A 14,358-nucleotide genomic window follows, 5' to 3' on the forward strand; every position below is an offset into this window, starting at 1 on the left:
AAATCGGTACGGCGGGCGGCGAGACTTGAGACAGTTGAACCGACGAGCGGCCGGGCAGCCACGTCCCGGGCCGCCGCAATCAGTATTGGTGAAAGCACATGCGCAACGTGACCCGCCCGTTCGGGCGCACCTTGGCGGCCATGATCACGCCGTTCACGCCGTCCGGAGAACTCGACGTCCACGGGACCGCCGAACTGGCCCGCTACCTCGTCGACGAGCAGGGCCTGGACGGCCTCGTCCTCAACGGCACCACCGGTGAGTCGCCCACCACCACCGACGCCGAGAAGGCCCAGCTCATCGAGACCGTCGCCGAGGCCGTCGGCGACCGGGCCCACATCGTCGCCGGCGCCTCCACCTACGACACGCGCCACTCGGTGCGCCTCGCCCAGGAGGCCGAGAAGGCCGGCGCCCAGGGGCTCCTGCTGGTCACCCCCTACTACTCCCGGCCGCCGCAGGAGGGCATCGAGGCCCACTTCAACGCCATCGCCGGGGCGGTCGAGCTGCCCTGCATGCTCTACGACATCCCGCCGCGCTCCAGCGTGCCCATCACCGAGGCCTCCTACCTCCGGCTCGCCGAGAACCCGCGGATCATCGCCGTCAAGGACGCCACCGCCGACCTCTCCGCCGCCCAGCGGATCCGCGTCGCCACCGGCCTCGCCTACTACTGCGGCGTCGACGCGCTCAACCTCGCCGCCTACGCCACCGGGCAGGTCGGCGTCGTCTCCGTCATCGCCCACGTGGTCGGCAAGGAGCTCAACGCCATGTTCGACGCCTTCGACGAAGGCGACGTCGAGCGGGCCTCGGCGATCAACGACGCCCTCCTCCCGGCCCTGCGCGCCCTCCAGGGCCCGGCCCAGGGCGTCACCGCCGTCAAGGCCGCCCTCGCCCAGCGGGGCCTCCCCGGTGGCGAGCCGCGCCTGCCGCTTCCGGCCGCCAGCACGGTGATCGCGGATTTTATCGCTGAAAACCTCGCGAGCATCAAGGAGGTCTGATGAGCCTGACCAGACCCGACAACCTCGGCGAGCCGGGCCCGCTGGCCGCCGGCGGCCTCCGCGTCATCCCCCTCGGCGGCCTGGGCGCCATCGGCCGCAACATGACCCTGTTCGAGCACGAGGGACGCCTCCTCATCGTCGACTGCGGCGTGCTGTTCCCCGACGTCGAGCAGCCCGGCGTCGACCTGATCCTGCCGGACTTCACGCCCCTCCTCGACCGCCTCGACGACATCGAGGCCATCGTCATCACCCACGGGCACGAGGACCACATCGGCGGCATCCCCTTCCTGCTCGAGCACAAGAACGACATCCCGCTGGTCGGCTCCAAGTTCTCCGTCGCCCTCGTCGAGGCGAAGCTGCGCGAGAGGCGCATCAAGCCGGTCAGCACCACCGTCGCCGAAGGCGAGTCGATCGAACTGGGACCCTTCGGGCTCGAGTTCCTCGCCGTCAACCACTCGATCCCCGACGCGCTGGCCGTCGCGCTCCGCACCGGCGCCGGCCTGGTCCTGCACACCGGCGACTTCAAGATGGACCAGCTGCCGCTCGACGGCCGCATCACCGACCTCGCCGGCTTCGCCCGCCTCGGCGACCAGGGCGTCGACCTGCTCCTGTCGGACTCGACCAACGCCGAGATCCCCGGCTTCGTCACCTCCGAGCGCGAGATCGGGCCGGTCCTGGACAAGCTGTTCGAGGACGTCAAGGGCCGGATCATCGTCGCCTCCTTCGCCAGCCACGTCCACCGCGTCCAGCAGGTGCTGGACGCGGCCTGGGCGCACGGCCGCAGGGTCGCGTTCGTCGGCCGGTCCATGGTCCGCAACATGGCGATCGCCCGCGACCTCGGCCTGCTGAAGATCCACGAGGGCCTCCTGGTCAACATGGACGAGGCCGTCCGGCTGCCCAACGACGAGATCGTGTACATGTCCACCGGCTCCCAGGGCGAGCCGATGAGCGCGCTGGGCCGCATGGCCTCGGGCGACCACCGGCACATCACCGTCGAGCCCGACGACACCGTCATCCTCGCCTCCTCGCTGGTGCCGGGCAACGAGACCGCCGTCTACGGCGTCATCAACCGGCTCGCGCGCACCGGGGCCACCGTCATCCACAAGGACGTCGCGAAGGTCCACGTCTCGGGGCACGCCCCGGCCGGCGAGCTGCTGTACGTGCTCAACAACGTCAGGCCCTCCAACATGATCCCGGTGCACGGCGAGGCCAGGCACCTCCAGGCGCACGCGCGCCTCGCGATCGACTCCGGGGTCCCGGCCGACCAGGTCATCGTCATCGAGAACGGCGACGTCGTCGACCTCGTCGACGGACGGGCCCGCCTCGTCGGGCACATCCCGAACAACCTGGTCTACGTCGACGGCCTGTCCGTGGGCGACGTCGGCGAGCCGGTCCTGAACGAGCGCCGCGTCCTCGGCGACGGCGGCTTCATCGCGGCCACCGTCGTCATCGACTCCGAGAACGGCAAGGTCGTGGGCGGCCCGACGGTCTCGGCGCGCGGTTTCTCGGAGGACCCGAAGGCGTTCGAGGGCGTGCTGCCGCTCATCGACGACGCGATGGAACGCGCCGCCGCCGACGGCGTCACCGACCCGCACCAGCTCCAGCAGATTCTCCGCAGGACGGTCGGCAAGTGGGTCAACGACACCTACCGCCGCCGCCCGATGATCGTGCCGCACGTGCTCGAAGTATGAGAGCACGCAGAGGGCTCAGCCTCGAAGTATGAGAGCACGAAAAGAGCTCAGCCTCGGAGTGTGAGAGCACGCAGAGGGCTCAGCCTCGGAGTGTGAGAGCACGAAAAGAGCTCAGCCTCGGAGTGTGAGAGCACGCAGAGGGTTCAGCCTCGACATGTGAGAGCAGTTGAGAGCGCGGGGCGGGCCGCCCAGGCGGCCCGCCCCGCTCCGGCTCATCCCGGAGTGACGGTGACGGTCGGCGAGGCTCCCGGCCCTCCCGCGGGGGCTGGAGGCATCGGCTGGTAGTAGACCTGCTGGCGTGGCCGCATCCGCATGAGGAAGGTGCTGGCAGCCAGCAGCGCGACCGCGATGATGGCGAGGTACATGCCGCTGTCGGCCTCGATGGTGATCTCGGGGGCGGAGTCCCCGCTGAATTCGTCGTCGCCGCTGGAGTCCTCGTAGTCCTGGAAGAACTGCCGCATCACGGTGACCGGGTGGTAGGCGAACGCCGCGGTGAGCCCGGCGAGGCCCACGGCGCTGAGCCGGGTCGGCCAGCGCAGTCCCGGCGAGCGGTGGGCGCTGAGCCCGACGGCGACCAGCAGCGCGACGGTGAGGATCACCGTGGACGTGTCGATGGCGAACGTCGTCCCGCCGCTGAGGCTCGACAGGCCGAAGTAGCCGTAGTCGTCCCCGCCCTCGTAGTCGATCGAGATGCGGGGGAGCAGTACCGAGACGCACAGCAGGATCAGGCCCGCGCCTGCGACCACGAGGCCGATCGGCGAAGGCGAGTCCGACGGCGGCGGGGCGAGGAGCGGCGGAGGAGCGGTCGGCATCGGATTCAGCGGGGGAGGAGCCGCTTCGGGCGAGGCGGGCGTTTCCGGAGGGGACATCTGGGGCTGATAGGGGTTCGAGGGGCCCTCGGGCGGGATCGCTTTCACCGTGTCGATGCTACCGGTCAGACCCGATGCGAGCGGTCTTCGACATCCCCGGAACGGCGTACGGGCGACGAAGACCACACTGGAGTCTCCGCCGCCCGTTCGCCGAAGCGCTATGTCACTGCTGGGGCGGCACCTGCGGCCAGCCGTTCTGCTGGGCCTGCGGCTGCTGCCCCGTCGGCGGAGCCTGTTGCTGCTGCTGCGGCGGGCCCGCGGGCACGGGCTGCGGCTGCGGCGACGGCGCCCACCGCATCATGAAGATGCTGACCGCCAGCAGGATCGCGGCGATGATGTAGAGCCAGACCCCGCCGCCGGCCGAGACGGAGACGCCGGGGTCCTCTCCGCCCGGAGCGTCCAGGGCGCTGTTCGCCTCGATGACCGGGTGGAGCGAGGCGGCGGCGGTCAAGACCGCCAGGCCGATGCCGCCGAGCTTGGCGGCCCACATGAGGCTCGGCTTGACGCCCGCGGCCGTCCAGACGACCAGGACCAGGAGCACCAGGGCCGGCGCCAGCCCCGGCAGGCCGGCGCTGCCGTTGTGGAAGCCGGCGGCGACCAGCCATTCGAGCGCGTCCTCGTCGCCCGAGAGCGACAGGTGCGGAATCATCGATCCCACTGCGAGCAGCAGCAGGCCGACGCCGGACAGGCTCAGCCCGACCGGGGAGGGACGGTCGGGGCCGCTCGGCAGCAGCGACGTCTGGAACTGCTGCGGAGCTTGCTGGTAAGGAGGGGGTGGAACGTCGTTCACGTTGTGATCACCTAACTCGATGGGGGTTACGACGGCACACACCCTAGTCGCCTTCCGCCACAATCCCCCGTCCGCGCTCGGCGGCAGAGCCGCGGACCGGCCTCAGGACGCGGCGATCCGCTACGCGCGCAGCCGGTTCCGCCGAGCGGCTCGACGCCCTCAGCGTTCGGTCGCGCGCGGGCGGATGGGCAGCGGATTCGGCGGTTCGATCCGCATGTCGTTGACGACCATGTCCGAGGGCATGTTCAGCGTCTCCACGACCGCCCTCGCGATCGACTCGACGCTCGTGGCCCGGTCGAGGTCGTAGTCCGAACCGAACTGCTCCCGGACGCTGCGCTGCATGTCGGTCTTGAAATGCGAGGGGTACAGGCTCGTGACGCGCACGCCCGCGCCCTGCTCCTCGCCGCGCAGCGAGTCCGCCAAGGCCTTGATCGCGTGCTTGCTGGCCGCGTACGAGCTCCACCCCGGCCCGGCGGCGAGCCCGGCCCCCGAGTTGACGAACACGACGTGCCCGCTCGAGGCCCGCAGCGCCGGCAGCAGCACCCGCGTCAGCTCGGCGACGGCCACGACGTTCACCGTCAGCGTCCGCCGCCACCACTCCAAGGACTGCCCGCCCACCGGCGCGATGTGCGCGATCCCCGCATTGTGGACGAGCGCGTCCAGGTGCTCGAGTTCCAGAGCGGCCACCGCGTCGGCGATGCCCTCCGGGTGCTCCAAGTCGGCGATCAGCCGCCGCTCGCACGGCACTCCTTCGAGCGCGCCTTCATTGCGGGCGTGCGCGATCACCGCGTCGCCTCGTGCGCTGAACAGCTCGGCCAGGGTTCGCCCGAGCCCGCGTCCGGCGCCGGTCACCAGAATCGTCTTCGGCATGCGCACACCCTAGCTCTGCCCCGCGTCCTCGCTCACCGCAACGAGCGGCGGCGTGCGGGCGGTAACGTATGGGCCATGATGGCCAGGACTTCCGGTGGCTCGCGGGGGGCCGCCCGCAAGCGGACCGCCGCGCGGCGGCCCGCCGGCTCCGGCACGCGGAAACCGGCGAAGAAGGCCGCCAAGAAGGCGGCGAAGAAGAAGGCGGCCAAGAAGACCGCCCCCGCCCAGCGCGGCGGGAAGAACGCGGCGCGCGCGGCCGCGAAGCAGCGGCGCGCCGACGCGATCCCCGGCCCGCTCGAAGCCCTCGGGATGGGCCTGCGCGGGCTGTGGGTCGGCACCGCCCGCACCACCGGTTGGATGGCCCGCTCGGTCGGGAAAGAGGCCGCCACGGCCCGCGACATCGACCCCGCGCACCGCCGCGACGGGCTCGGGCTGCTCCTCATCGCCGCGGCCATCGTCCTGGCCTGCGCGGTCTGGTTCGACGTCGCCGGCCCCATCGGCGAGCACCTCGCCTTCGGCCTCGACTGGACCCTCGGCCTCGCCACCCGCGCCCTGCCGGTCCTGCTCATCCTGTGGGGCCTGCGCGTCATGCGCCAGCGCCCGCCCGAGGACGCCCACGGGCGCGCGCTCGTCGGCTGGACCGCGATCTGGCTCTCCAGTCTCGGCCTGCTGCACCTGATCTCGGGCCTGCCGACCGAGATGAGCGAGCGCATGGCCGCCGGAGGCCAGATCGGCTGGCTCGTCGGCAGCGGAATCGCGCTCGGCGTCTCCGCCTACGTCGCCTTCCCGCTGCTGGTGCTGCTGCTGCTCTTCGGCGTCCTGGTGGCCACCGCGACCCCGCTGAACCAGGTCCCCGGCAAGCTCAAGGGCCTGTGGGAACTGGCGACCGGCAAGGTCGACTCCTATGAAGACGAATCCGAGGACGCCCCCGGGCGGTCCACGCGCGCCAGCGAGGCCGCCAAGCGGCTCAAGGAGGAAGAGGCCCGCAACATCCACCGCGCCACCACCGTGCTGCCGCGCCTCTCGCCCGAGGAGGTCCCCGAACTGGGCGTCGAGGAGCCCCTGGACCGCAAGACCGCGCCGGTGGCCGAGCCCGAACCGCGACGGGAGCCCCCCAAGCACTCCGCGCCGCCCAAACGCGTCGAGCAGCCGACCCTCTCCGAAGGCTCGGCCGCGATGGACGGCGACTACCGGCGCCCGCCGATGGACCTGCTCAAGGCCGGCGCGGTCGCGAAGAAGCGCTCGAAGGCCAACGAGACCGTGATCGCGGCCCTCCAGGAAGTCTTCGAGCAGTTCAGCGTGGACGCCGCCGTCACCGGCTTCACCAGGGGCCCCACCGTCACCCGCTACGAGATCGAGCTCGGCCCGGCCGTCAAGGTCGAGCGGATCATCCAGCTGTCCAAGAACATCGCCTACGCCGTCAAGAGCTCCGACATCCGCATCATCAACCCGATCCCCGGCAAGAGCGCGGTCGGCGTGGAGATCCCCAACGTCGACCGGGAGGACGTCGCGCTCGGCGACGTCCTGCGCTCCAAGGAGGCCCTGGCCGACGAGCACCCGATGATCGTCGGCCTCGGCAAGGACGTCGAGGGCGGCTACATCCTCACCAACCTCACCAAGACCCCGCACATGCTCATCGCCGGCGCCACCGGCTCTGGGAAAGCACTCGCTCTCGCGACCCCTGTTCCGACTCCTGACGGCTGGTCGACCATGGGTGAACTGCAAGCCGGGGACCGGGTGTTCGACGAGCGCGGCGTACCCTGCACCGTTATCGCGGCGACCGAGGTGATGGAAGATCGGCCCTGCTACGAGGTGGAGTTCTCCGACGGGAGCGTCATCCTCGCCGATGCCGAGCACCAATGGGTGACCACCACGAGGGCGGGGCGAGTGCAGCGGGCACGCTGGAAGGACGACCCGTACTGGACCGAGGACGAAATCCTCTGGATCAAGGAGCGGGCGTACGCCGCGCTGTCTGAGCCGGATCGTCCCGTGTCGACCGCTGACATGCGAGCTGAAGTCGGTGATCGGTTCAAGAATGTCCTCCGCCAGGTGGTTGCGGACATCCCCCCTGGCGGCAGCGTGACGACGAGCTATATCAGGAACGGCCGCGCCATCGAGCGAACCGTGCCCGGCCGGTCACGCCATGCGGTGTACGAGGCGCTGACGGACCGCGTCGCAATGCCTGGGAGGTCTTCGAGGCGACGTGTCGCCGATCAGAGGCCCGTCACCACTGCGGAGATCGCCTCCACGCTCCGGGTGCGGTCGGGCGGTCGGTCCTGGACGAACCACGCCGTCGCGGTCGGCGGTGCCCTCGAACTGCCTGAGATCGATCTGCCCATCGCGCCTTACACGCTCGGATGCTGGCTTGGAGACGGCACTTCGGGCACCGCGGGTTTCACCTGCGCCGACGAGGACATCCTCAACCGGATCCGGTCCGACGGGTACGAGGTCACCAAGCATCCCGCCGCGCGAATGGCCTATACGATCTCGAACGCACCGGAGCGTCGGCGGAGGATCCGCGAAGCGATCGCACTCGCCGAACAAGGCGTCGGCCTGGTGCGCGCGGCTCGACACGTCGGTGTCGGCATCTCCGCGGTCTGCGCTGCGGCGAAAGGGAAGTTCGCCATTGGACGCAATGCTCGGGACGCGCTCGACTCGGCTCCCTGTACGCCGTATAAGACCATGAGCGCACTGTTCCGCGAGATCGGACCGAAGCACATTCCTGAGCGGTACCTCCGCGCCTCCGAACAGCAGCGGCGCGAGCTGCTGGCGGGCCTGCTCGATACCGACGGGACCGTCTCGAAGAGCGGGAACATCACGTTCGCCGTGACGAATGAGCGGCTGGCGCGCGATGTCCACGAACTGGTGCTGAGCCTCGGATACCAGGCCACGCTCGGCACCAGGCCGGTAAAGGGCGCCCGTCCGGAGACGTCGGTGTGCCACATGGTCAGATTCACCACTGAGGATCGGGTCTTCCATCTTTCACGGAAAGCCGGACGGCAGCCCGCCGCGACCAGGCGGACCACTCGTGAGCGCTATATCGTCGATGTCCGTCCGACGGCGTCGGTACCGGTGCGGTGCATCCAGGTCGACAGTCCGAGCCGCCAGTATCTGGCGGGCCGGTCGTTCATCCCCACGCACAACTCGAGCCTCATCAACACGCTGCTGACCTCGGTGCTGATGCGGGCGACGCCCGAGCAGGTGCGGCTGCTGCTCATCGACCCCAAGCGCGTCGAGCTCACCAGCTACGAGGGCATCCCGCACCTGGTCCACCCGATCGTGACGCACCCGAAGAAGGCCTCGGACGCGCTCCAGTGGGTGGTCAAGGAGATGGACATGCGCTACGAGGACCTCGCGAAGGCCGGCGTGCGGCATGTCGACGACTTCAACCGGAAGGTCCGCTCCGGGCAGATCAAGGCCGAGCCCGGTTCCGAGCGCGAACTGCGCCCCCACCCGTACCTGCTGGTGATCGTCGACGAGCTGGCCGACCTGATGATGGTGGCGGCCAGGGACGTCGAGGACGCGGTCGTGCGCATCACGCAGTTGGCGCGCGCCGCCGGCATCCACCTCGTGCTCGCCACGCAGCGCCCGTCGGTGGACGTGGTCACCGGCCTGATCAAGGCGAACGTGCCGTCCCGTCTGGCGTTCTCGACCTCTTCGCTGGCGGACTCGCGGGTCATCCTCGACCAGCCGGGCGCCGAGAAGCTGGTGGGGCGCGGCGACGGGCTGTTCCTGCCGATGGGCGCCTCGAAGCCCGAGCGCATCCAGGGCGCCTGGGTGAGCGACGAGGAGGTCGAGCAGGCCGTGGAGCACGCCCGCTCGCAGATGGAGCCGCAGTACCTCGAGGAGGTCACCGCGCCGCCGGGCTCGAAGAAGGAGATCGACGCCGAGATCGGCGACGACCTCGACCTGCTGTGCCAGGCGATCGAGCAGGTGGTGACCACGCAGTTCGGCTCCACCTCGATGCTCCAGCGCAAGCTCCGGGTCGGCTTCGCCAAGGCCGGCCGTCTGATGGACCTGATGGAGACGCGCGGCGTGGTGGGCCCCTCCGAAGGCACGAAGGCCCGCGACGTCCTGGTCAAACCCGACGAGCTGGAAGGCGTGATCGCCTCGATCCGAGGCGAGTGAGCCCGGCGGCCGAGCCGGCCGCCGGGTCCGCTCAGGAGAAGTCGATCTCGATCGTGTGCGTCTCCTCGCCGGAGATGGGCATCTCCACGCCCTTGTCCGGCCACGCGATCGGGCCCTTCGGGGCGAACTCCAAGGTGAACTGGAGGGCGTCGGCGGGCACGTCGTAGCTCAGGTGGTAGGTCCTGAGCTCGCCGTCCTCGCGCCAGTCCTCGGCGGTGTGGTCGACGGCCGTGGCCGTCAGCGCCCCGTCGGGCCCGCTGACCTGCAAGGTCTCCTCGGGGTCGATCTCCCAGACCAGGCCGCTGCCCGAATGCAGCCAGATGAAGCTGACCGACAGCCTCGCCCGGTCGAGCTCGGCGACCCAGCCCTCGCCGGGGACGTAGACCGAGCGGTTGACGACGAAATTGGTGCTGTAGTTCCAGCCCTCGACCGAGTACTGGTAGTTGCCGCTCTCGAGGTACCCGTCGACCGAGTTCTCGATGTAATCGGTGGTGACCTCTTCGCGCGAACCGTGGTACAGGCCTTGGATCAGTTCGCTGCGCTCGCGTTTGCGCAGGTCGATCGCCTGGGTGCGCTCGAAGTCGGTGACCTTCAGCGAGATCGGGGCGTCCTGCGGGACCACCGCCAGGTAGGCCGCTCCGGGGGCGGGGACCTCGCCCTCGAAGGTCCACACTTCGTCGCCGATGGCGAGCTCGGCGCTGAGCGTGGGCGTGGGCTCGTCCTGGTAGGGCCCTTCGTGGCCGGGCTCGGGGGCGAACTGCACCATGGTGAACTCGTGGCCCTCGGGGGGCGGGAAGAGCGCGGTGTCCTCGCCGAACAGGTACTCGAGCTGGAAGCCCTCGGGCGGTTCGGTGAAGGAGACCACGCATTCGACGCGGAGCGCGAAGTGCGCGCCGATGAGGGTGCCCTCCTCGTCGGCCAGGCGGGCCTCGTCGCCTTCGGGGCAGACCGAGACGGGGACGTCGGTGGCGATCGTGTGGCCGGCCCGGGTGTTCAGGGAGCCGGTCGGGACTTCGCCGCACGCGCCGAGGGCGAGCGCGGCGACGGCGGCAGCGGCGGCGGCCGCCGCCCGGCGGGATCGGTCGGGGCGCGGGGCGCGCCGGTGGGCAGGGGTGATGCCAATGGGGGACATAGGTCAAGCCTATGGCATGGCCCCGACGGCGATGCGGCATCATACCGCGGTATGACCTGCGCGGACGGCCGCGCCGCGCGCCCGTTTCCGCGGGGCGGAGGCATTGGGGCCGCGCTGAGCGGATTCGGGCGGTTCGGCCCGGCGCCTGGTCCGCCGCGGGCCGGTGCACCGGCCCGCGGCCCCGGTCCGAGCCGGGACGATGGGGGAGAGCTTCGACACTCTATCGTCCCCGCACGGGGCGGCCCCGCCGCCGCCCGGACGGCTTCGAGGCATCGCTAGGTACCCTTTTGAGGTGTCATCAGCTCAACCGGCCGCCAAAAGCGTCGCGGTCCTCACGCTCGGCTGCGCCCGCAACGAGACCGATTCCGAAGAACTGGCCGCCCGCCTGGCGGCCGGCGGCTGGCGCATCACCGACGACGGCGAGAACGCCGACGTCGTCATGGTCAACACCTGCGGTTTCATCGAGCAGGCCAAGGCCGAGTCCATCGACGTGCTGCTCGATGCGGCGGGCACCGGCGCGAAGGTCGTCGCCACCGGCTGCATGGCCGAGCGCTACGGCAACGAGCTGGCCGAGAGCCTGCCCGAGGCCGACGCCGTGCTCGGCTTCGACCACTACCCCGACATGGCGGCCCGGCTCGACGACGTCCTGGCCGGGCGTGAGCTCGCCTCGCATCAGCCCGCCGACCGGCGCAAGCTCCTGCCGCTGGCCCCGGCCGCCCGGCAGGACGCCGCGGCCGTCGTCCCCGGTCACTCCCGCTCCCGGCAGGCCGACGAGGCCGCGGACGTCGACGGCGCCCCGGCCCACCTGACGGTGCTGCGCCACCGCCTGTCCGAAGGGCCCGTGGCGAACCTCAAGCTCGCCTCCGGCTGCGACCGCCGCTGCACCTTCTGCGCGATCCCCTCCTTCCGCGGCTCGTTCGTCTCCCGCACCCCCGAGGAGGTCCTCGCCGAGGCCGCCTGGCTCGCCTCCGACGGCGTCAAGGAGCTCAACCTCGTCTCCGAGAACACGACCTCCTACGGCAAGGACCTCGCCGACCCGGCCGCCCTGGAGCACCTCCTCGAAGGGCTCGCCTCGATCGACGGGATCGAGTGGATCCGCCTGTCCTACCTCCAGCCCGCCGAGCTGCGGCCCGGCCTGATCGAGGCGATGCTCCGCATCGACAAGGTCGTGCCGTACTTCGACCTGTCGTTCCAGCACTCCTCGGCCTCGGTGCTGCGCCGGATGCGCCGCTTCGGCTCCACCGAGTCGTTCCTGGCGCTGCTGGCCCAGATCCGCGAGCGCGAGCCGCTGGCCGGTGCCCGCACGAACGTGATCGTGGGCTTCCCCGGCGAGACCGAGGAGGACTTCGAGGAGCTCATGGGCTTCCTGTCCGCGGCCCGGCTCGACGCCACCGGCGTCTTCGCCTACTCCGACGAGGACGGCACCGAGGCGGTCGGCCTCGACGGGCACCTCGACGAGGACGTCGTCGCCGAGCGGGTCACGCGCGTCTCGATGCTCGTGGACGAGCTGGTCGGCCAGCGGGCCGAGGAGCGCGTCGGCGAGACCATGACCGTCCTGGTCGAATCCGTGGCCGCTGCGCCAATTGACGGCTCCGCAAGCGTCGCCGTGAGCGGCGTGGACGGCCGCGGCGCCCACCAGGCGCCCGAAGTCGACGGCTCGGTGGCCCTGGTCGGCGCTGTCGAGGGCCTGGAGGTCGGCGATTTCGTGACCGCGAAGGTCGTCGACTCCCACGGCGTCGACCTGGTGGCCGAAGTCGTGGAGGAGTCCTGGTGAAGGCCGACCCGCCCCCGGTGTCGCCGTGGAACGTCGCCAACGTCGTCACCGTGGCCAGGATCTTCCTCGTCCCGGTCTTCGCGGTGGTCGTGGTGCTCTCGGAGATGGAGCACTCCGGCTGGCGCATGCTGGCGTGCCTGCTGTTCGTGTTCATCTCGGCGACGGACTTCGTCGACGGCTGGCTGGCGCGCTCGCGCGGCCTGGTGACCGAGTTCGGCAAGCTGGCCGACCCGATCGCCGACAAGGCCCTCATCGGCACCGCGCTGGTGCTGCTCAGCTTCTACGACGCCCTGCCGTGGTGGGTCACCGTGGTGATCCTCGTGCGCGAGCTCGGCATCACGGGCCTGCGGATGGCGGTGCTCAAGCACGCGGTGATCGCGGCCGGGCGCGGCGGGAAGCTCAAGACGGTGCTCCAGATCGCCGCGGTGGCCTGGTACCTGTGGCCGTGGCCGGAGCCGCTCGACGTGGTCGGCCCGTGGCTGATGGGCGCGGCGGTGCTCCTCACCGTCGTGACGGGAATGGATTACCTCTGGAAAGCCTTTAAATTGAAGGAGAGCGAGTCGGGGCGAACGCGCTAGGCTTGCAGGACCCGCTTAGGCTCAGCTGAACGGCGTCCCGGCCGGTAGGCTTCGCCAAGAGGGCGCAGGCCTTGCTCGCAAGCCTCGTGAACAGGGCGAAAGCGGCGTGGAGGAGAGTTCGATGGTGTTGTTGCGGGAACTGTTGGGAGAGACCCTGCGTCGGCGCCGCCGCGCTCAGAAGCGGACGCTCCGAGACGTCTCCAAGCAGGCCAACGTCAGCCTCGGGTACCTCTCGGAGATCGAGCGGGGCCACAAGGAGGCGTCGAGCGAGCTTCTCGCCTCGGTGTGCGGGGCCCTCCAGGTGCGGCTCAGTGAAGTCCTCGCCGAGGTGTCGCGCGAGGTCGCGGCCCATGAGAAGCGGGACGACGCCACTCTGCCCCAGGGCCGTTCGGTCGCGGTGCTGCCGCTGCCGCGCGAGAAGGAGGCCGCCGAGGACCAGCCCCGTCGCCGCCGTCACGCCCACCCCGCTTCCATCGCGCAGGCGCATCCTCGTCACCGGCGTGGCGAAGTGACCGATTCGGTGGTCCGCGCGGCGGCCTGAACGCGACCGATGATGTAGTTTTGGCGAATGAGGCGTCACCCTGTCGCACATTGTTGGCGGGGATGTCCGACACTATAAGAAAGTCGGCGTTGCAGACATCACCGAAGGGACCCCGATAATGGCCAATCCGTTCGTCAAAGGCTGGAAATACATGATGGCGCTGTTCGGCGCGAAGATCGACGAGCACGCCGACCCCAAGATCCAGATCCAGCAGGCGATCGAGGAAGCGCAGAAGCAGCACCAGGTGCTGGTTGGACAGGCCGCTTCGGTGATCGGCAACCAGCGGCAGCTGGAGATGAAGCTCAACCGCTCGATGGCCGAAGTGGAGCGCCTCCAGGCGCAGGCGCGCCAGGCGCTGGTGCTCGCCGACAAGGCGAGGGCCGACGGCGATGAGGAGAAGGCCCAGCAGTTCGAGCAGACCGCCGAGGTCCTGGCGAGCCAGCTGGTCTCCACAGAACAGTCCCTTGAGGACATGAAGACCATGCACGACCAGTCCCTCAACGCCGCCGAGCAGGCGAAGAAGGCCGTCGAGAACAACCAGATGATGCTCCAGCAGAAGCTCCAGGAGCGCACCAAGCTGCTCGGCCAGCTGGAGCAGGCCAAGATGCAGGAGACCATCGCCTCGTCCCTGGAGTCGATGTCGCAGACCGCCGCGCCCGGCAACGTCCCGAACTTCGAGGAGATCCGCGACAAGATCGAGGGCCGCTACTCCAACGCCATGGGCCGTGCCGAGCTGGCCAGCAACTCCGTCGAAGGCCGCCTCCTCGAGGTCAACCGCGCCACCCGCGACATGGCCGGCGCCTCCCGCCTGGAGCAGATCCGCGCCTCCCTCGAAGGCGACCAGCTCTCCGGCTCGGACAAGGCCAAGCCCGCCATCACCTCCAAGGAGACGGTCACCAACGCCCGCCTCGCCGACATCCGCGCCAGCATGAGCGACGGCGAAGGCACGCCCGAAGCCGAGGCCGACTCCACCAAGAGCTGACCCGCCGAGAG

Annotated in this window: 11 protein-coding genes; 7 read left to right on the top strand and 4 right to left on the bottom strand. The window is 70.2% G+C overall.

Features of this window, described 5'->3' with window-relative positions; all coding sequences use genetic code 11:
- Nucleotides 1-98 precede the first annotated feature (98 nt).
- Nucleotides 99-992, top strand: a complete 894-nt coding sequence (gene dapA / locus YWW_RS0104525; RefSeq protein WP_026929165.1) for a 4-hydroxy-tetrahydrodipicolinate synthase — start codon at nt 99-101, stop codon at nt 990-992.
- Nucleotides 992-2,683, top strand: a complete 1,692-nt coding sequence (locus YWW_RS0104530; RefSeq protein WP_026929166.1) for a ribonuclease J — start codon at nt 992-994, stop codon at nt 2,681-2,683. Before dapA ends, YWW_RS0104530 begins: the two co-directional genes overlap by 1 nt.
- Before the next feature lie 212 nt (nt 2,684-2,895).
- On the opposite strand, the gene YWW_RS0104535 is transcribed toward YWW_RS0104530, so the two are convergent.
- The 3 genes from YWW_RS0104535 to YWW_RS0104545 form a co-directional block, all read right to left on the bottom strand.
- Nucleotides 2,896-3,495 carry a hypothetical protein gene (locus YWW_RS0104535; protein ID WP_026929167.1) on the bottom strand — a complete coding sequence of 200 codons (600 nt, stop codon included), beginning with the start codon at nt 3,493-3,495 and terminating at the stop codon, nt 2,896-2,898.
- Nucleotides 3,496-3,715: 220 nt separating this feature from the next.
- Nucleotides 3,716-4,342, bottom strand: a complete 627-nt coding sequence (locus YWW_RS0104540; protein ID WP_026929168.1) for a hypothetical protein — start codon at nt 4,340-4,342, stop codon at nt 3,716-3,718.
- Between the two features lie 159 nt (nt 4,343-4,501).
- On the bottom strand, nt 4,502-5,212 hold the full coding sequence (locus YWW_RS0104545) for an SDR family oxidoreductase (protein ID WP_026929169.1): 711 nt from the start codon (nt 5,210-5,212) through the stop codon (nt 4,502-4,504).
- Nucleotides 5,213-5,287: 75 nt separating this feature from the next.
- On the opposite strand from YWW_RS0104545, the gene YWW_RS38195 reads away from it, so the two are divergent.
- Nucleotides 5,288-9,340 carry a DNA translocase FtsK gene (locus YWW_RS38195; protein WP_081883411.1) on the top strand — a complete coding sequence of 1,351 codons (4,053 nt, stop codon included), beginning with the start codon at nt 5,288-5,290 and terminating at the stop codon, nt 9,338-9,340.
- Between the two features lie 31 nt (nt 9,341-9,371).
- Here the strand turns inward: YWW_RS38195 and YWW_RS0104560 are convergent, their stop codons facing one another.
- The gene (locus YWW_RS0104560; RefSeq protein WP_026929170.1) at nt 9,372-10,472 is read right to left on the bottom strand and encodes a hypothetical protein; all 1,101 of its coding nucleotides are present in this window, start codon (nt 10,470-10,472) and stop codon (nt 9,372-9,374) included.
- A 292-nt stretch (nt 10,473-10,764) separates the two neighbouring features.
- Between YWW_RS0104560 and rimO the strand changes: the two genes are divergently transcribed.
- From rimO to YWW_RS0104580, 4 genes are all read left to right on the top strand, one after another.
- A complete protein-coding gene (gene rimO, locus YWW_RS0104565; RefSeq protein WP_026929171.1) occupies nt 10,765-12,246 on the top strand; it encodes a 30S ribosomal protein S12 methylthiotransferase RimO in 1,482 nt (493 codons plus the stop codon).
- Nucleotides 12,240-12,824, top strand: coding sequence for a CDP-diacylglycerol--glycerol-3-phosphate 3-phosphatidyltransferase (gene pgsA / locus YWW_RS0104570; protein WP_051325371.1), 585 nt, complete (start codon nt 12,240-12,242; stop codon nt 12,822-12,824). Before rimO ends, pgsA begins: the two co-directional genes overlap by 7 nt.
- Nucleotides 12,825-12,945: 121 nt before the next feature.
- On the top strand, nt 12,946-13,365 hold the full coding sequence (locus tag YWW_RS37680) for a helix-turn-helix domain-containing protein (protein WP_081687184.1): 420 nt from the start codon (nt 12,946-12,948) through the stop codon (nt 13,363-13,365).
- Nucleotides 13,366-13,483: 118 nt separating this feature from the next.
- On the top strand, nt 13,484-14,347 hold the full coding sequence (locus tag YWW_RS0104580; protein WP_026929173.1) for a PspA/IM30 family protein: 864 nt from the start codon (nt 13,484-13,486) through the stop codon (nt 14,345-14,347).
- Nucleotides 14,348-14,358: the final 11 nt, after the last annotated feature.

Origin of the sequence: Glycomyces tenuis DSM 44171 (genome assembly GCF_000427885.1) — a bacterium.
Lineage (GTDB): Bacteria > Actinomycetota > Actinomycetes > Mycobacteriales > Micromonosporaceae > Glycomyces > Glycomyces tenuis.